This window comes from Ruegeria sp. CDSC002, assembly GCF_059610905.1.
Window position 1 is genome coordinate 59,051 of record NZ_JBXWOM010000001.1, and the last position, 18,159, is coordinate 77,209.

The following is an 18,159-nucleotide window of genomic DNA, read 5'->3' on the forward strand; positions in this document are numbered from 1 at the left end:
AAAATTGGGCGGATCAGTATCCTGTCATCTCAAGATACCCCCGTCCGGAATGGCTGCCGCTGATCTGGACGGGACCTTCCCAGTATTCAAACCGGGTGGCCATCCACGCGTCGGGTGTCAGCGCTGATACCTCGACGTCCAGATCCCGGTCAGACAATGTGACGCGCCACCTGACAGGTACGTCGCGGCCAGCAACGGGCGCGGTCGTCAGCGGCTCGAACGCGACCGAACCATCGGGGATCGCAGTCGTCGTACCATCGGCGGCGATCCACGTTGCCGCGGTGAAATCACCTCGGTCGCCGCGTAACCGAAAAGCCATCATCTTGTCGCCTTTGTCAAAGCTGAGCGAGAACCAATCCCAGCCGCTTTGATCTGCGGCCAAAGGTTGTGATGACCATTCGCGGTCCAGCCAGCCTTGCCCGGTGACCGCCACGTCGCCATCTGGCAGCCGCAAAACGCCTTGTACCTCGTAAAACGGCTGGGAATAGTAATAGCTGGCTTGCCCGTCGCCGGATTTCACCGAATATCCGTCCTCGCCGTGAAAAACGAACGGCCCGTTGGCTTCGAGTTTTAGGTCATAGCCGAAATCCGCACCGTTCGCAGAGAGGCTGACCGCGTCTGGGTCTGACCCGCGCATGTGCCATTCGTCGATCCACGCCTCGAATGGCGCTGCCGTAACCCCTGCCTGACCGATGCCGCCGCGCGACAGACGCTCCGCGAAATAGTGTTTGTCGGGCGTGGTCACCGCAGCATGGCCCATCCAGATTTGCGGGCTTTGCCACCCCTCGACCTCATGCGGTTTCAGTGCCGACCGAAACAGGGTCCACTGGATACCATAATCGCGCCCATCCTCACCTTTGAGGTTTGCCGTCAGATACCACCACTCGATCCTGTAGTCCGGGTGGGGGCCATGATCCTGCGGGAATTGAAACGCATACCCCGGCTGGGGCACAGTGAACCCTTCAGCCGAACCGCCCAGGCCTGCGTATCCCTGCGCGCGGGCAATGCCCGGCACGGTCAGCAGCAAGACGATCAGCCAGATCCTAACGTTCATTGGCAAACACCTTCAGTAGATCCGCAGGCGGCAGGCGCAGCAAACGGGCGGCAGGCAGGGCCGCGGCAACGGTTGCCGCAAGCAGGGTCAGACCCAACAGATAGACCCAGTCGACAGGGAACAGGTACATCGGCAGCCTCCAGCCAAACGCTTCGACGTTGATGACCGTCAGCAAGGCCCAAGCCAAAGCTAACCCCAGCGGAAGAGCCAGCAAGGCGGTCAAAGCGGCCAGCAGCACGCTGCGCAAAAGCTCAAGCCGGGCCAGTTCCGCGCGCGTCAACCCAAGGGCCCAGATGGGCGCAATCTGGGGCAAGCGCTGCGTCCACAACGTCAGCAGGCTGGTCAGAATGGCGAACCCTGCAACCCCCAGCGTCAGGATGTTCAAGGCCGAGGTCACAACGAATGTCTTTTCGAACACCTGCATGGATTGCGCCTTCATTGCGGCTTGCTGGACGACTGCTCGGCGGGGCAGGTCGAATTGGTTGCGTAACGCTTGGGCCAGATCCGTGGCCCGATCAGGCGCGACACGAATACCAAACCGGCGCGCCTCAGCGCCGGGCGCGATCTGATCAAGTTGGGCCATGGAAACGATGGCCTGACCGGTTGGGTTGCCATAGTCCGAATAGACACCTGCGATGGTCATCGTGTCGGCGGGTGTGATGGCCAAAGAGTCGCCAGGCCAAAGGTTTTCCCGGCGGGCAAGTTGTTCGTTGATCAGCACAGCGGTTCCGTCGTGGATCCTGTCCCAAACACGTTCCGAAGAACTGATCAGCGGCCATTTCTCACGATAAGTTTGATCGTCGATGATGCCATAGAGAAACAAAGGCCCCGAAGAGTGCGCCAGTTCAACGCTTCGGATCGGCAGGATGGCATCTACCTGCGGATTCAGCCATTCAGCGATGTTCCGACCCTGCTGATCGGTGGTGGCCGTGACGTAGAGCTCGGATGTCAGGCGCTGGTCCAGCCAGCCGGTAAAGGTCAGCCGAAAGCTGGAAACCATCGTGCCTACGCCGATATTCGCGGCAAGCGCCAGCAACAGGGCCATCAGCGCCAAAGATAAGCCCGGCAGTTGGGCGCGCATGTCCGACCAGACCCATTGGGCTATTGGCCCTTTCGCTGAACGCTGAAACAGAATCAGGAGGCGCGACAAGGCATAGGGCAATACCAACGCGGACCCGACCAGCATCCCGGCGACCATGACGAAACCGGCCTCCAACCCTCCGAACAACAGCATGGCTAGAATGCCCCCGACAGTAGCGGCGACACCGGCAAGGGCGACGACCCAGCTACCCGAGGCCGCGCTGCGCCAGGCCTGCAAGCCTGCGCCGCTTAGAATCGGCATTCGCGACAGGCGATACAAGGCGTGTCCGCTGGCCAGAAAAGTGCCGCCCAAGGCCATCGCCAACCCGGACAGTGCCCATTGAGGTTGCAATGAGATCTGGCCGCTGACAGGTGCACCGTAAAGTCCGCGCAAACTTGCAGCCACATCCGGCAACAGCGCGCCTGCGAGGAAAAATCCAAGCACCAAACCGAGTATACCGCCGACAATCGCCAGTACGGAAAGCTCAGCCATGATCAGCCAAACCAGCCGCCGCATCGAAACGCCCAAAGCGCGCAGGGTTCGGATCATGCCGCGCCGCTGGGCAAAGGCCAGGCCCGCGGTTCCGTGCACGATGAACAGACCCACCGCAAAGGACAGCAGGCCAAAGGCGGACAGGTTCAGGTGAAAACTGTCGGTCAGTTGTGCGGTATCCAGTTGTTCCTGTGCCGGGACCCGCTCCAGTTCGGGGGCAATAGTCGACAGCGGTGGAATTGAACTGGGCTGATCCGGCAAAATGATCAGGTGCGAAATCTCTCCCGGCTTCTTCAGTAACGTCTCGGCCACACCGATGTCGGTCAGGATCAGATCGGGCGGTAAGGCATCGCTGATCAGGATCGGAGGCAAACCGGTCTGGCCGGCCAATAGCGGCTCCAAAACCGGGGTCGTCAGCAATCGCCCCGGCGCGGTCAACATATCGGCAGGGTCGGGTGGCGTGACGCTTTGTTCCATCTGCGTGACGGCGGGCAGGGCGGGATAGGCCACCATATCTACGCCAAGGACCCGAAATGTCTGACCCTGAACCCGCAATGGGCCTTCCAGTACCGCAGCGACCTGCCAGCCCGCGCGCCTCAGCTCGACGTATCGCGACAGGGGGATCGGACCGACGGGGTTGTGTAACTCGTCAAACCGACCCAGTGCTAGCTGATCGGCGGCGCGATCATAACTGGCACGAGCCTCGGCATTGATGGCCTGCACCGCTGACCAGAGCCCGGTTGCAAGGGCCAGGCCGATCAGCAGGGTCGCCAGTTGCAGCCGGTGTGCCCGCCAATGAGAGGCCAGCGCCTGAATGACGGTCAGCGTCATGCGATAAGCCCGCCAGACAGATGCACACGCCGATCCAAACGGGCCGCAATCTCGTGCGAATGGGTGACCAAAAGCAGCGCGGCCCCGGTATCCGCAACAAGAGCCAACATGAGGTCAAGAACGGTGGCGCTGGCTGTTTCGTCCAGGTTTCCCGTAGGTTCATCCGCCAGTAGCAATTTGGGCCGGGCGGCCATGGCACGACCGATGGCAACGCGCTGTTGTTGTCCGCCCGACAGGTTCTCGGGATATCGATCAAGCAGATCGGAAAGGCCCAGCCGCTGGGCCAGATGGGCGCACCAATCGGGGTCGTGGCATCCGGCCAACCGGGCATGAAACGACAGGTTTTGACCTGCTGTCAAAGATGGGATCAAGTTAAATTGCTGAAACACCAGCGATAAGGACGTGCGGCGCAGGGCGGCCCGGCCCGGATCATCCAGTTGCGACAGGGCTACGCCGTCCAGTGTGATTTTCCCTCTGTCCACAGTGTCCAATGCAGCAGCAAGGTTCAGCAGGGTGCTTTTACCGCTGCCGCTTTCGCCGGTCAGGGCTAGCGTTTGGCCGCGATCCAGCGACAATGACACGTCGCGCAGGACCGGCCGACCACCGGGATAGGATTTTTGAACCTTGTCAAATTTCACAAGCATGTTCGCCCTCATTTTTACAAGGATTTGCAACAGTTTCGCCAACTGTCCAGCGTTGACGCGCCATAGGTTCCTTTCGCCGCACTATGAACATGGGTGAGCGGGTTGTCTCAGCCGAAAGTGCAGGTCATTGTTAGGCGATCCGTCGTCGGTACAATTCAGGATGCGAAAACATGACCTTGTCACAGCAGATCCTTTGGGGCAGCACGTTTCTCGGGCTTTGCTTTCTGGTCGAAATCTTTCTTCTGACAATGTGCACGCTGGCCATCAACAGGCTGATCGAGCGTTGGGAAGCCAGAGGTGCAATTTTGGCAACGGCCGGTCCAATTGCAACCGCGCTTGCCTTTATTGTCGCGACCCACACCATTCAGGTCTGGATTTGGGCCATCGTCTGGGTTTTCGGCGATGTATTGCCCGACTGGAACACGGCGCTTTATTTCTCGTTGGTCTCATTCACAACACTTGGCTACGGCGACATCGTCTTGGGCGAAGATCTGCGGATTTTCGGTACTTTTGCTGCAGTTACAGGCCTGTTGGCCTTTGGGTTGTCCACGGCCTACATGGTCGCCCTTATGACCCGGGTGTTTCAGGAAAGGTTCATGGCTTAAAGGATGGGTGAGAATAATCGCGCCAGCGGAGCGCCGAGGCGTATGTGCACTGGTTGCTGTTCCAGATAGCGCGTCAGCTCATAGCTTTTGGCAAAGTCTTTTTGCAGCATCGCATCGACTGCGGCTGTGGTCTGGGGATCAAAGAACAGGGCCATTGCCTCGAAATTTAACCGAAATGATCGATTGTCCAGATTGGTCGTGCCTACTGCGGCCAGTGAGTCATCCACAACGAAGACCTTTTGATGCATGAAGCCGTCTGTGTAGCGCAGGACTTGTGCACCGCAGGCGCGAACTTCATCGAAATAGGCAAAAGCCGCCAGCCAGGGCAGGCGGTGATCAATGACATCAGGAACAAGAATGCGCACATCGACACCGCGCAAAGCTGCGTGTTTCAGGGCGGTCATGATATCGATGTCGGGTACGAAATAGGGGGACGCGATCCAGATCCGGTTCCGCGCCTCTGTGATGGCGGCGAAGAACATCATCGACCCGGTTTCGGTTTCATCGCCGGGGCCCGTCGCAACCAGCAGCGCATTGATGTCCTGGTCCGCCTCAGACCCGGCCCAATCCAACTGGTCGATCAGATCTTCTTCATGCGCCCAGTGCCAGTCTTCGATGAAGATCAACTGCAATTGCCGGACAATGTGGCCGGTCAACCTGACATGGGTGTCGCGCCAATGTCCGAAATGCGGGTCCTGGCCCAGATACTCGACCCCGATGTTGTGACCACCGATGAATCCCGTTTCGCCATCGATAACAACGGTTTTGCGGTGGTTGCGGTAGTTCAACTGGAAACGGAATTTTGGTCCGCGTTGTTCACGTGGATCCGAAACGGCGATACCGGCCTCGCGCATCTCTTCGATGTAGTCATTGGACAGGGCGTAACTACCGACGGCATCCATCATGAACCGGACGCTGACACCGCGTTTGGCTGCTTCGATCAGCTTGTCTTTCAGTTTCTGACCCAAGGCATCGGCGCGTACGATGTAGAACTGGATCAGAACGTAAGTTTTGGCAGCATCAATCGCCTCAAAAATCGCATCAAAGGTGGCCTGCCCATCCACCAATAGCTCTGCCCCGTTGCCGCGCGACACGGGCATATGCGCCAGCGCCTCGAACGGTTTGGGGTTGATAAGCAATTTGTCGGCATCGGGCGTTGAGTAGTCGGCGAAGGTCTTGATCCCCTGAACCACGCGCTGGCTTTCCTTGCGTGCGATACGGTAACCCCGAAATCTATGGTGTCCCAAAAACAGGTAAAGCGGCACGCCAAACATCGGGGCCGAGATCAGAAAGACCACCCAACCGACCGCGCCCTGAGGTGTCCGCGCGGTTTGGGCCGCGCGGACAGAAAAGAAAACTGCTGTTGTGTAAAGCGCAAAGACGAAGGCGGAAACAAGCAGTGTCCACATGGGGTTATCGGGCTCCGTGGTGGTTCAGTTCGCCCCAGTGTAGATGCGTGACCAGTCTTGCGCCATATCTACAATCACCCAACCCATGTCTGGCCCTTTGTCCAGTCCATCGACCAGTTTGCCGATTGGGCTTTCCCGGTCATAGGCCCATTCCCGTTCTGCATCGGTATGGTGAATCAAAACACCCAACCGTGGCCCATCGCCTGCGGTGGTCCATTCCAACATGGCAAAATCGCCATCCGAATTTCCCCCGGCCAGAATCGGGCGTCTACCGATCGTCCGCTCAATGTTGATCGGTTTGCCTTCTTTGTCGTCCACAAAAGCGATGCCATCGGCTTTGGTAATGACCGGTCCACCGTCCGCGCTGTCATAAATGGTGTCCATGTATGTACCCAGAATCTGTTCGGGTGGGATGCCATAGGCTTCCTCGGCGAAGACGCGCATAAAGTGCACTCCACCGCCGGAGACAATGTAGGTCTTGAACCCTTCGTCTCGCAAATACCGCAGTAACTCGACCATCGGCTGATAGGTCATCTGGTCATAGGGCAGTTCGGTTTCCGGGTGCCGGGCGGTTTCCAGCCAGTCGGCGACGGCGCTTTGGAACTCGTCGACCGTGACGCCGGAATGAGAGGCATTCAACACCTCGATCAAGGCATCATGACCACCTTCCGCGACCGTCTTCAGATCGCCTGTCGCAGCGGCCTGCAAAACGGGCGTAGTCAGGATCGAAGGGTCATCCTTAGCCATCTGAGCCAGCCGATCCATAGCAAAGATCAATTGAAAATACACAGGTTGTTCGGCCCAAAGCGTGCCGTCATTGTCGAAAACGGCGATCCTTTCTGCTGGCGTCACATATTCAGGGCGCTGCGGGTCGGTCACGGCGGCGACAAATTCGATAATGCGGTCCCGCGAATCCGATTCCGCCCAAGAGGGCAGCGGGTCCGCTGACGCGGTGAAATTTCCGAAACTGTTCAGAGCGACTGCCACAGCAAGAGCAGAGAGTGTTCGTGTCATGGTTCGTTACCTTTGACGCATCTTGCGGCAATAAAAATGCTGCAAACAAATCAAAAAAACCCGCAGTGCCAGATGGGTACTGCGGGTTCTGGTTTTTCGGTTTTACTTCGAGCCAACCTGACTGAAGATCTTGTCCTTGGCATCGCCAATCGTAAAGCTACCGGGCTTCTGCCGCGGTGGGAACTCTTCGAAAGTATCAAGGAACTGGCCTACATATTCAGCCGCTGGCAACAGCAGGTAGACTCGGTCAATGTACCAGTCCCAATAGGTGTTCGAGGTGATATTGGCCCGCTCGTAGGGATCGCGGCGCAGGTTGAACAGCAATGGAATGCGCAGTTCGGTCCAGGGTTCGGCCCAGGCGCGCAGAGTCTGCGGATAGCGGTGCTCGAGGAACACGGCCTTCCAATCGTCATAGCGCAGCGCAGTCAAATCACCATCATCCGAGAAGTAGAAAATCTCGTGCCGTGGGCCTTCTTCGGCCTCACCGGTCAGGTATGGCAGGAAATTGTATCCATCGAGATGCACTTTGTAGTCTCGTCCGCCGCCCACTTCGGCAACGGTGATCCCTTCCAGAAGTTGCTCCTTGATGTCCGGATTTCCGGCGACCGCCAGATAAGTTGGCAACCAATCCATGTGATGCATGATTTCATTGCTGACCGAACCGGCCTCAATGTTACCGGGCCAACGTACCATGGATGGCACGCGCCACCCACCTTCGTAGTTGGTGTTCTTTTCACCCCGGAACGGCGTCATGGCCGCATCTGGCCAAGTGTTCATATGAGGGCCATTGTCGGTGGAATAATGAACGATGGTATTGTCTGCGATTCCCAGTTCATCCAGCAGAGCAAGGAATTGACCGATGTGCATGTCATGCTCGATCATACCCGCTTGGTACTCGTCCATATGCTTGCCGGCAATTTCGTCAGCCTTTGTACGCATTTCGTCTTTGACATGCGTACGGAAATGCATCCGAGTGCCCGACCACCAGACAAACCACGGTACGCCTTCTTCGGTTTTGCGCGTGATGAAGTCGAGCGCGGCCGCAACTGTTTCGTCATCCACGGTTTCCATCCGCTTTTTGGTAAGCGGGCCGGTGTCTTCGATCATGCCATCGGAACTGGATTTGATGACCCCACGCGGACCGAACCGCTCGCGGAATTCAGCGTTTTGGGGATAGTCTTCGTTCTCGGGCTCTTCCTCTGCATTCAAGTGATAGAGATTGCCGAAAAACTCATCGAAACCATGATTGGTCGGAAGCATTTCGTCCCGATCGCCCAGGTGGTTTTTACCAAATTGACCTGTTGCATAGCCGTGAGCTTTCAGGAGACCGGCAATGGTCGGGTCCTCGACCTGCATACCTTCTTTTGCACCCGGCAGACCGACCTTTGACAGGCCCGTGCGGAATACCGATTGGCCCATGATATAAGATGATCGACCGGCGGTGCAGGATTGCTCACCATAATAGTCGGTGAATATCATGCCCTCATTCGCGACGCGGTCGATGTTCGGCGTTTGGTATCCCATCAGGCCCATCGTATAGGCCGAGATATTGGATTGTCCGATGTCGTCGCCCCAGATCACAAGAATATTGGGCTTTTGATCTTGGGCCCAGGCGGGCAGGGCCAGCGCAACCGCGACAGTAGCTACGGCGAATTTGCGCAATGTGCCGCGCCAACTATCTGTAATCAATAGGGGTGGTGACATGGTCTACTCCTGAATTGGCCGGATCTTAATGATCCGTTGATCTAAAAGTAATTGATGGCGGCGATTATCTTTTCCGCCAACAACGTATTGATTCCCGGTAGGAAAAATTCACATTACGTCGAGAATCGAATAGCCTTACCTTAGGCTATGACAATGCTCGGAAACCTATCATATGATGAGATTGATGAATACTAATGTTTGAAAATCCACGTGACCGACAGATGCTGCTTGCCTCAGGGTGGTTCGGGGCGCGAGGCGCAAGCTTTCAATCGGATTTGCTTGCATGTGGGGTCGCAAAATCTTTCGATGAGGGTGAGGCGCTGTATAACTACGGAGATCCCGCCAACGGGGTCTTTGCGGTTCTAGAGGGTTCCGTTCAAATCACTGCACCTGCGGATGATGGACAGGACTTCGTTGTCCACAGACAGGGTGGCGGGTTCTGGATCGGTGATCTTGCGTTGTTAGCTGAGTCCAACCGACTGGTAAGTGTTGTTGCGACACAGAAAACGCGAGCATTGTTTTTTCCGTCTCGGCGCCTGGACCGACTTGTTCGTGACAATCCCGAATATGTTCGAGATTTCTATGCTTTATCGCATGAGAACATGCAAACTGCGCTGCGCATCATGGCAAATCTGGCAGTGACCGGGGCGGAAAAACGGTTGGTTCTCCGCCTTTTGCACCTGGATGAAGGGGCCTCAAAATCCGATGGGTGGATCGTCGTGTCACAGGATGAACTGGCCGAAATGGTGGCAGTGTCGTTGCCTACGCTACACCGTAAATTGCACAACTTGGTAGAGCTGGGATTGATCGAGCTTGGGTATGGCCGCGTACGGCTTAAGGATAGGCGCAAGTTGATCGCCGCCTGCCAGTGCTGACCCTACGGGTTAAGCGGCGGTAGCGGGTTCCGAGCGCGGTGTTCCGCTTGTTTCATAACCTTGAGTTCGGACAATGCCGCAGCCCAAGCCTCCGGTATTGAGCCGGTGCGGGATGAGTATCTTGCGGCCCCGATCCTTGCCAGTTGTTCTTCCAGGCCAATTGCCTTTTCGGGGGTGTCGCTTCGCAGCTTCCACATCTCCAAGGCGGAATAAGACATTGAAATATCATTGGCTTGCAAAGCTGTCCTCAATGCATCCAACGCAAAGTCCGGAGATATTTGATATCTGTCGCGCCGCGCCTGTTTCCAACTTGTGACACGCGGACCAAGAAACCGTACAAATGCCCAAAGAGCTAGTGTCAAACCGGCCGCCAAGGCAAGCAACCTGAAAATCGTATCCGCATCCGGCGGCTGCCACTTCGGTGGAGCAAGCGTTAGATCAACCGCGTCGATATCAATTTTCTCAACCTGATTGGTGTCCAGATTGTACCACCGGATCGTGATAGGCTGCAGTTGGGTCTGGCCACCTTGTTGCGCAAGATAGACGATCTCATCAACGCGCTGGCCAGACAGAACACCCCGGTCTTCACTTTCGGTAATACGTGGCTCTTTCGGATAGGCGCTCAGAAGCGGGTCCTGCATGTCGGGGATCAATTCAGGCACCAGAAGGGGCGTCGTGCCGGCAATTTTGGCAGTCAGGCGTCGAGTGATGGCACCCCCGTTTTCCATTTCGGTTGATCCGTCGATCTGCTGGTCGACCGTGAACCCCGTGGCCAGGATCAGCGGGTCCAGATCGCGAGCGCCCTCTGGTACAACGGCGTTCAAGGCCATTTCGGGCAAGGGAACACTGACCGTCGTTGGAGCATTCGTTTCGGGATCGGCAAAGGTCACCACAACCTCTTGCTTGCCGAATTCAATCGGCCCAGCCTGAAGCGGATACAGACGGTAGCTGCGTTGAACACCGGACCAGGTCTCGCCATCCACAGTTTCGCTGATTGGGCCGGAAGCACGCTCAGGCAGGCGAACAAGCATGTTTTCTTGTTCGAGCGACGGAAAAACCGGCGGGGACGGCATGAAAGTGGGGACAAGTACTTTTATCCGTACGATGGCCGGTTGCCCGACAGTAACCGGATCGGTCGGTGCCTCGGCTGTGACCTGCGGTTGAACACCTGTCTGCGCGCCCAGTTGTAGCGGGAAAAACAGCATGAGGAATATGAGGTATCTCATTGCTGCTGCTCCTGATTTTCCAAGAGGAAGCGATTTCGCAGAAAGTCCTGCATATCTGTGTCGATCGTGCTGATCCACTGATCGGCAGACATAGCCTGCGCACCTTCGGTCGGGGCCTGAATGGTCGTGTCCTCGCCGCGCCCGGCTTCATTGTCAAAGACTGTGTCATCGGCCCCGATGCCCGCTTCTTCGCCTGTGTCCGACTGCTCCCGGGTTGTTTCAACGAAGTCGAGGATGGCTTTGGAAACTTCCAGGTTGTGCTGCGCTTCGGACCAGTCTGGTCGACGCTCCAAAGCTGTTTCAAACGCTGCTATGGCTGGCCTGTACTCGCGGTTTCGAATGCGCGCCATTCCCTCGGAAAAGGCGGCCTCAGGCGTGTCCAGTTCGGCAAAGACTGCCGCGGCTTCGGGGTACTGACCTGCCTTCAGCTGTGCATACCCCTTGTGATATGGGTCTCCAAACAGCTCTGCCGCCTGAACGTAGCGTTTCTGGTTCATCGCAATCTGTCCCTGTTGATCCGGGGTCAGGAACCAATCTCGCCAACCATCGGCTTTTGCGGGTCCTGATGGAGCCGCAAAAATTACTGCCAGCAACAACAAACGGATCACCCAACCGCGCCGGAACCAAAGCAACGACAAAAACGCGGCGGGCCAAGCCAATAACCACCCTCTGTCCTGCCAGTCCAATCGATCATCGTCGTCCAGCGCCGCAGTATAAGCTGATTGAATTTTACGCTCTAAGCGGTTGATATCACGTTCATCGTTAGAGAACGGAACAACCGTTGCGGTCCTCAGGTCGTTTAACTGAGCGATGTTTTGACCGTTCGGCAGCATTGTCAGAAAAAACACGGGCACGGTTGTGTTCTCAAAAGCAGCGAGTTGAGACGGGTCGAGGTCGTCCAGAACGAACAGGACTGCGCCGGGTGTATCACTGACGTTCAGGATCGTTTCGGCAAGGGCCAATGCATCTGCGGCTGAATCCCCTTGTTTTGGCATGACTGCAGGCGCGAGGCCCTCCAAAAGCGGGCGCAGGATGTTGGCATCCTCGGTCAGGGGCGCAACGCGGTGTGGGGTTCCGGCGTAGGCAATCAAAGCGGTCTGCGCTCCGACACGCGCATTGATCAGATCTGTCACTTTGAACTTGGCCCGGTCCAGCCGGGATGGTGGCAGGTCCGGTTCCTCCATACTGTCCGTGACCTTCAGTGCTATTACCAGCGGGGCCGTGTCCGCAACCAAAGGGTTCGGGGCCCGTGACCATGTCGGTCCGGCCGCGGCTAAGGTGACAAAGATTGCTGCGATCATCGCGACGTCTATCGGGTACACACGCTTCTTGTTTTCTGCCCCCAGGGTGAGGGCGGCGGCAAGGTGCGGCGCGATGCCGGTTATGGATTGGGAGTGCGAATTGGGTTTGGGCCGCATCACCCACCAGAGTATCGCAATAGGGATGAGGAACAGCAGCCAAGAGGCTCGCAAGAAATGGAAATCTGCCAACGTGCTGCTCATGCTGCACCTCGGCGCCGCTGGATGACAAGTTGGCCGGTCATGAAGATGAGCATGGTCAGCAATGCCAACGCAAGCGGGTAATGGGCAAGGCTTTCACGTGGTCTATAGCTTTGTGTTTCCACAACGCGGGGATTGAGTTCGTCAATTCGTGCGTATGTGTCAGCCAATGCCTCTTCGTCATCTGCAAAGAAGTATTCGCCGCCCGTACGGTCTGCGATGTCCTTCAAGGCATCCAGATCGACCCGGTCCTCGCCCGAGGCGTCAGGATCACCTACGCCGATCGTGTAGATGACGACGCCTTTCTCGGCCGCGATTGCTGCGGCGTTTACCGGCGTCATGCGGCTGGACGTATCCGCCCCGTCGCTTAGAACGATCATCAAGCGCTGGTCGACCTCGCTGGAGTCAAAGGTGCGTATGCCCAGACCAATTGCATCCCCCAGCGCAGTATTGGGACCGGCCATGCCAACTTGAGTTTGATCCAGGAACCCATTCAAACTGTTCAGATCTTCGGTGAAAGGGGCTTGAACAAAGGCCCGAGTACCAAAGATGATCAAAGCCATCCGGTCGCCTTGGCGTTCGGCAATAAATTGACGCAGCACATCCTTAACCGCGGCCAGCCGTTGTTTCGGAGCGCCATCCGTTGTTGTGAAGTCCCGCTGGTCCATTGATCCTGAAATGTCCAAGGCAAGCACCACGTCGCGCGCCGACTTTTCGATAGCCAATGGTTCACCAAGTTTTTCGGGGCGGGCCATGGCTGCTACCAAAAGAAGCCAGATTAATGCGATTGTGGCGACCTGAAACCGTGCTCGGCGGGGAATGACGGATCCTGTCTTGGGTTCAACTCCAGCGGCCTGTGCGACATGGCGAAAGAATGGGATGCGGATCGAGCTGCTTTTTTCGCGATACGGTGGGGCAAGCCGATACACTAAAAATGGCAACGGGAGCAGGAGGAAAACCCAAGGCGCGGCAAAGGAGAACATCACGCTGTCCTTTCCCGCTTATGGGACTTGATCCAAGTTCGCGCGAGGACTTCCAGATCATGATCGGCTTTTACATCTCTGTATGGTGCTTCTACAAGTTGGCGGCCGGCGCCATCAGTAATGGTAACATTATCAGAGGTTTGGTTTAGGAAGTTGGTCCATTCTTCTCCATGCAGTGCAGCGACTTTCCGACGTGGATACGCGATCAGAGCCGTGCGGCGGAGTATTTCGGCTATCTTTGCGGCGTCGTTGTCTGACGCGGCCAATTCGATCAACGCTTCACGTCGGTATGCATTAAACTGTCGGTGGCGAAGAAAGGCGTAAACGCCAAGGATGATAATCCCAGCAAGGATTAAGGCCAAAACGCCCCATCCCCAGGTCTGCGGCATCATGGAAATAGGCTCGGGCACCGGGGCAGGTTCCAGCATGTCCAGCAGGTCAACCAGTGATTTGCCTTCGACATCGACGCTCATCTTCGGCCTCCGGGATGACCAAATAGCTTGAGCAACTGGTCGAGCGTCGGCTCCGCCGTGGTCAACGGTACTACGGGAAATCCATAGCGGCGCGACCACGTCTGTAGCTGGGCAAGTCGATCTTCCAGCGCTGTTCTTATTCGGTGCGACAAATCGGGGTCCGAGCTGTCGAGTTCAATCTGGCGGTCGCCATCGGACACCGTAAGCCGAAGGTCCGGGGCAATTTCACGCGAACTGGGATCAGAAATATTGAACAATATCAAATCATTCGAGGCAGAAAGTCTGCAAAGTAGTTTCTCTGACACCTCATTCAGCCCATCGAAATCGGAAAAGACGCACACCAAAGTATTGGTATGCGCGATCCGCGCGGCCTGCTTCAGCACATCATTCAACGCCACGGTTGGCTCATCCCGCAACGTTGCGCGTAGGTTTGAATTCAGCGCGCCCACGGATGACAGGAACCGCGTCAGGGCAGCGGGTCGACGTTGGGGTCGGTGTTCGGCCACATCGGAATCGCCAAAGACGATCCCGCCGACCCGGTCGCCTTGCCCCAGCACCCGGTGTGCAGCGATCGCCGCGGCTTCAGCCGCGATGACCGATTTCATGTAGACTTGTGTGCCGAAAAACATCGAAACGCGCTGGTCCACAAGCAAAAGGGCGGGGCGGTCACGTTCCTCAGTATAGACCCTAACATGGGGTTCTCCGGTGCGCGCGGTCACTTTCCAGTCGATGGTACGGATGTCGTCCCCGGGCAGATAATTCCGCAGTTCTTCAAAGTTCAGACCGCGCCCGCGCAAGCGTGAGGCATGCCGGCCGTTTAGGATCGAACGGGCAGGTTGGCGGGGCAGCAGGCTGATCGCGCGGGACTTTGGACCCAGCTTTAAAAGGTGGTCCGCATCAACGTGTATGCGTGGGTCGTCGGGATATGCGGCGGTCTGGGACACGCGGCGTTCCTTTGGTTTCAGGGCAGCGCAACAAGCTGCAGGATTTCCGAAATCACATCATCCGCAGATTTGGCGCTGCCTTGTGCCTCGAAGCTCAGGGTGATGCGGTGGCGGAATACATCATGTGCGATGGCGCGAATATCTGCCGGGTCGACATAATCGCGCTGGTTCATCCAAGCATGCGCGCGACCGCATTTGTCCAAAGCCAACGAGGCGCGTGGGCTGGCACCGATGTCGATCCAGCTGGCCAGCTCATCGCTCAACGCGCCGGGCGTTCGCGTGGCCTGCACCAGATCGGCCATGTAGCGGTCCATTGCGTCGGATACGTGGATCTGGCCGATTTCGGCCCGTGCCGCAAATACAGCGTCCTGAGGGATTGCCGGCGGTGTTTCCTTGGATGCGCTTTTGCCCGCAGCGATTTCTTCGCCTCGGACCAAACGGATCACCTCAACCTCATCCTCGACCGGCGGGTAGGTGATCTGAACATGCATCAGGAACCGGTCCATTTGCGCTTCGGGCAATGGATAGGTGCCTTCCTGTTCAATCGGGTTCTGGGTCGCCATCACAATAAACAGCGGTTCCATTTTATGTGTGGTTCCTGAGACGGTTACCTGCCGTTCTTCCATCGCTTCAAGCAACGCAGCCTGAACTTTGGCGGGGGCGCGGTTGATCTCGTCCGCGAGAACGATATTGGCGAAGATGGGGCCTGGCTCGAACCGGAATGTGCCACCGTCATCGGTCTGCTGAAACACCTCGGTCCCGGTGACGTCCGATGGCAGCAGATCCGGAGTGAACTGAATCCGGCTGAAACGTGCATCCAGGTTGCGGGCCATTGCCTTGACCGCGCGGGTCTTGGCCAAACCGGGAAGCCCTTCGATCAGCAAGTTTCCGTTGGCCAACATCCCGATCAGAAGGCGGTCGATCACGTCAGTCTGTCCGATAATGGATTGTCCCATTCGGGCTTTGAGATCATTTATCTGATTAAGTGCATTCATTTGGTGGGTCCAATCGACGTCAATTTTCCAAACTGACTTTGTGATTTTGTGCGGAAATTAGAAAATGTGTCGTAACAGCGGTATGTTAGCAGCCTTTATTTCGCCGATCTACTGTGAAATCCGCGCGGTCAGTCGGCGCAAATCTTCCTTCAGTTCTGGTCGGATAGGTCCGTGATTTGGCGCGTCGCGCAGCGTTCGAAGCCAGTGAATCGGAGGATTTCGGCCAGCTGCCCGGTTCCAGGTCAATGCGTCGAGGATGGCTTGCGCGTCTGCCTCCAGCACTTCGGGGATGTCGAGGTCGTTCAAGGTGGCCCAAACACCAGTCCACAAGCGGCCAACTGACCACGGGTTATAACCGCCTCCGCCCAGGACCAGAACGCGGGGCGCAAGACCTTTCAGTGCGGCGACGGCTTTCCAGTGAGAATTGTTGGACAGCGCCAGGCGCGACAGCGGGTCCTCGGCAACCGCATCGGCGCCGCATTGCAGGACAAGGGCTTGCGGTTTGAAGGCCTCAGCCGCGGGCAGGATCAGCTGGTCGAGAATGGCGCCAAATTCATCATCGTTGAGGTTTCTGGACACCGGAAGGTTAAACGCCGCGCCGCCTGCATCATCATCAAGCTTGCCGGTGAACGGCCACCGTCGGGCTTCATGAATGGAAATCATCCGAACCGTTTCCAAACCCTGAAAGGCGGCCTCGACCCCGTCGCAGTGATGGGCGTCGATATCGACGTAGACAATCCGGTCCAGGCCCATTCGCAACAGTGTCAGGATCGCCAAAACCGGGTCGTTCAGATAACAAAACCCATTGGCACGGTCGGGCAGGCCGTGATGTGTTCCGCCCGCAGGGTTGTAAACGATGCCGCCATCGCGGATCAGTTCAGCGCCCAACATTGATCCTCCGGCCGCAGTGGCGGGGCGTCTGTACATCTCTGGGAATACCGGGTTGGACAGCGTGCCCAGCGCATAGGTCGAGCGTACATCATCCGAGACGCTTTGAGCTCTTTCCGCGGCCTGCAGCGCATCTATGTAGTCCGGCGTGTGAAAGCGGTGCAGCGCGCCGGGTTTTGCGCGGGGGCTGACACTGTAATTTTCCGAATTGATCCAGCCCAGCGCGCGGCACAGGTCCATGACGGTGGAGACGCGCGGGATAGCCAGCGGGTGTTTTGAACCATAGGTCGAATGGCGATAGATCTCGGACCCTATGAAGATCGGGTTTTGCACAGATTATTGGGTCCGTGCGGGTGCGTTGTCATCACCAAGGCGGCCATCAAGAGACATCAGAATAGCCACTGGCCTAAGGGCAGGAATATGGCTGAAGATGATCAGAATGCAGACAGTCAAAGGAACACTAAGGAATGCACCGATCAGCCCCCAAACGGTTGTCCAGAACGTCAGCGCGAGGATCACCAGAAACGTAGACATGTTCAGCGACCGGCCCAGCAAGGCGGGGTCCACAAAATTGCCGATCAGAAACTGGATGGTGCCGCAGCCAAACACGATGATCAGGAAAGGCCCGATCGTTTCATATTGGACGAGGGCAATCATGGCCGGAAAAATTACGGCAATGATCGAACCGATAGACGGGATGAAGTTCAACGCAAAAGTCAGCACGGCCCATGTTTCGGCGTATTCAAGCCCAAGCGCCTTGAAGACCGAGTAACTGATGCCCGCCGTGACCAGGCTGATGAAGGTTTTTACCCCGACATAGCGCTGCAAGCTGTCGGTGATCGCATCCAGAATTGTGGTGAATTCCGCCCCGGTTTCAGGATTGCCCGCCGCCAGTTGTATCTTTTTGCGAAACGCCAGACGCTCGGCCATCAGGAAGGCCACGTACAGGCTGATCAGGAAAAACTGGTTCAGCAACGATGTTGCACTGCTGAGCAACACACGCGCGACATAGGACATGTCGATACTGACCAGATTGTCACGGATAAACGTGGTGACGTCATTGCCAACCAGCCCCGTGACCCGGTTCACGGCGCCGTCGAACTGGGTTTCATACGTGCTGATGGATCGGGCGAACTGCGTCGCCTGGCTGCCGAGGATGTACATGATCACGAACAAACCAGCCAAAACAACTGTGACTGCGGCGATGTTGGCCAGCCAGACGGGCACCCGGGCCATCGAGATTACCCGGTCGCTCAGCGCGATAATCAAAACGTTGATCAACAAAGCCATGGTTAGCGGGATCAGGAATGCTGAACCCGCGTAAAGTCCCAATACAATCAGTGTGGCGACAATTGTCGCATCCCGAACAACCGACAGCTTCAGCCGCGGACCGCCCGTGTTCTGATCAGGTTCCAAAGTCATCGCTTAGCCCGCCTGTGATG

Annotated in this window: 16 protein-coding genes; 2 read left to right on the forward strand and 14 right to left on the reverse strand. The window is 57.0% G+C overall.

Annotated features, from left to right (window positions below):
• Positions 1–13: 13 nt before the first annotated feature.
• The 3 genes from AC2FJE_RS00310 to AC2FJE_RS00320 are packed head-to-tail and all read right to left on the reverse strand — an operon-like array spanning position 14 to position 4,102.
• Positions 14–1,054, reverse strand: coding sequence for a lipocalin-like domain-containing protein (locus tag AC2FJE_RS00310; RefSeq protein ID WP_496754135.1), 1,041 nt, complete (start codon positions 1,052–1,054; stop codon positions 14–16).
• Complete coding sequence (locus tag AC2FJE_RS00315; protein WP_496760338.1) at positions 1,044–3,458, reverse strand: ABC transporter permease; 2,415 nt, start codon at positions 3,456–3,458, stop codon at positions 1,044–1,046. The genes AC2FJE_RS00310 and AC2FJE_RS00315 overlap by 11 nt, the downstream gene beginning before the upstream one ends.
• Positions 3,455–4,102, reverse strand: coding sequence for an ABC transporter ATP-binding protein (locus tag AC2FJE_RS00320; protein WP_282168259.1), 648 nt, complete (start codon positions 4,100–4,102; stop codon positions 3,455–3,457). Before AC2FJE_RS00320 ends, AC2FJE_RS00315 begins: the two co-directional genes overlap by 4 nt.
• 170 nt (positions 4,103–4,272) lie before the next feature.
• Here AC2FJE_RS00320 and AC2FJE_RS00325 point away from each other — a divergent pair, with 170 nt between their 5' ends.
• Positions 4,273–4,707, forward strand: coding sequence for an ion channel (locus tag AC2FJE_RS00325; protein ID WP_109311846.1), 435 nt, complete (start codon positions 4,273–4,275; stop codon positions 4,705–4,707).
• Here AC2FJE_RS00325 and cls read toward each other — a convergent pair.
• From cls to AC2FJE_RS00340, 3 genes are all read right to left on the reverse strand, one after another.
• Positions 4,704–6,116: a cardiolipin synthase gene (cls, locus tag AC2FJE_RS00330; RefSeq protein ID WP_496760340.1), complete on the reverse strand. Its 1,413-nt coding sequence runs from the start codon at positions 6,114–6,116 to the stop codon at positions 4,704–4,706. The two genes, AC2FJE_RS00325 and cls, sit on opposite strands and share 4 nt — an antisense overlap.
• A 24-nt stretch (positions 6,117–6,140) precedes the next feature.
• Positions 6,141–7,130 (reverse strand): HAD family hydrolase, encoded by a 990-nt coding sequence (locus tag AC2FJE_RS00335; protein WP_496754127.1) that lies wholly within the window; start codon positions 7,128–7,130, stop codon positions 6,141–6,143.
• Between the two features lie 102 nt (positions 7,131–7,232).
• Complete coding sequence (locus tag AC2FJE_RS00340) at positions 7,233–8,834, reverse strand: arylsulfatase (RefSeq protein WP_496754125.1); 1,602 nt, start codon at positions 8,832–8,834, stop codon at positions 7,233–7,235.
• Positions 8,835–9,028: 194 nt separating this feature from the next.
• On the opposite strand from AC2FJE_RS00340, the gene AC2FJE_RS00345 reads away from it, so the two are divergent.
• Positions 9,029–9,709, forward strand: a complete 681-nt coding sequence (locus AC2FJE_RS00345; RefSeq protein WP_058271709.1) for a Crp/Fnr family transcriptional regulator — start codon at positions 9,029–9,031, stop codon at positions 9,707–9,709.
• A gap of 2 nt (positions 9,710–9,711) precedes the next feature.
• Here AC2FJE_RS00345 and AC2FJE_RS00350 read toward each other — a convergent pair whose 3' ends face one another.
• The 8 genes from AC2FJE_RS00350 to AC2FJE_RS00385 all read right to left on the reverse strand — a co-directional run bounded on the left by AC2FJE_RS00350 (position 9,712) and on the right by AC2FJE_RS00385 (position 18,139).
• Entirely contained in the window at positions 9,712–10,935 is a 1,224-nt protein-coding gene (locus tag AC2FJE_RS00350; protein ID WP_496754123.1) for a hypothetical protein, read from the reverse strand.
• Positions 10,932–12,437, reverse strand: coding sequence for a VWA domain-containing protein (locus AC2FJE_RS00355; RefSeq protein ID WP_496760343.1), 1,506 nt, complete (start codon positions 12,435–12,437; stop codon positions 10,932–10,934). Before AC2FJE_RS00355 ends, AC2FJE_RS00350 begins: the two co-directional genes overlap by 4 nt.
• Positions 12,434–13,417, reverse strand: a complete 984-nt coding sequence (locus AC2FJE_RS00360) for a VWA domain-containing protein (protein WP_282168266.1) — start codon at positions 13,415–13,417, stop codon at positions 12,434–12,436. Before AC2FJE_RS00360 ends, AC2FJE_RS00355 begins: the two co-directional genes overlap by 4 nt.
• Positions 13,417–13,890 (reverse strand): DUF4381 domain-containing protein, encoded by a 474-nt coding sequence (locus AC2FJE_RS00365; RefSeq protein WP_496760346.1) that lies wholly within the window; start codon positions 13,888–13,890, stop codon positions 13,417–13,419. The genes AC2FJE_RS00360 and AC2FJE_RS00365 overlap by 1 nt, the downstream gene beginning before the upstream one ends.
• A complete protein-coding gene (locus tag AC2FJE_RS00370; protein WP_496760348.1) occupies positions 13,887–14,834 on the reverse strand; it encodes a DUF58 domain-containing protein in 948 nt (315 codons plus the stop codon). Before AC2FJE_RS00370 ends, AC2FJE_RS00365 begins: the two co-directional genes overlap by 4 nt.
• A 17-nt stretch (positions 14,835–14,851) precedes the next feature.
• A complete protein-coding gene (locus tag AC2FJE_RS00375; protein ID WP_496760350.1) occupies positions 14,852–15,829 on the reverse strand; it encodes an AAA family ATPase in 978 nt (325 codons plus the stop codon).
• A gap of 108 nt (positions 15,830–15,937) precedes the next feature.
• Positions 15,938–17,050: an acetoin utilization protein AcuC gene (locus tag AC2FJE_RS00380; RefSeq protein WP_496760351.1), complete on the reverse strand. Its 1,113-nt coding sequence runs from the start codon at positions 17,048–17,050 to the stop codon at positions 15,938–15,940.
• 3 nt (positions 17,051–17,053) lie between these two features.
• Complete coding sequence (locus AC2FJE_RS00385; RefSeq protein WP_282118390.1) at positions 17,054–18,139, reverse strand: AI-2E family transporter; 1,086 nt, start codon at positions 18,137–18,139, stop codon at positions 17,054–17,056.
• Positions 18,140–18,159 lie beyond the last annotated feature (20 nt).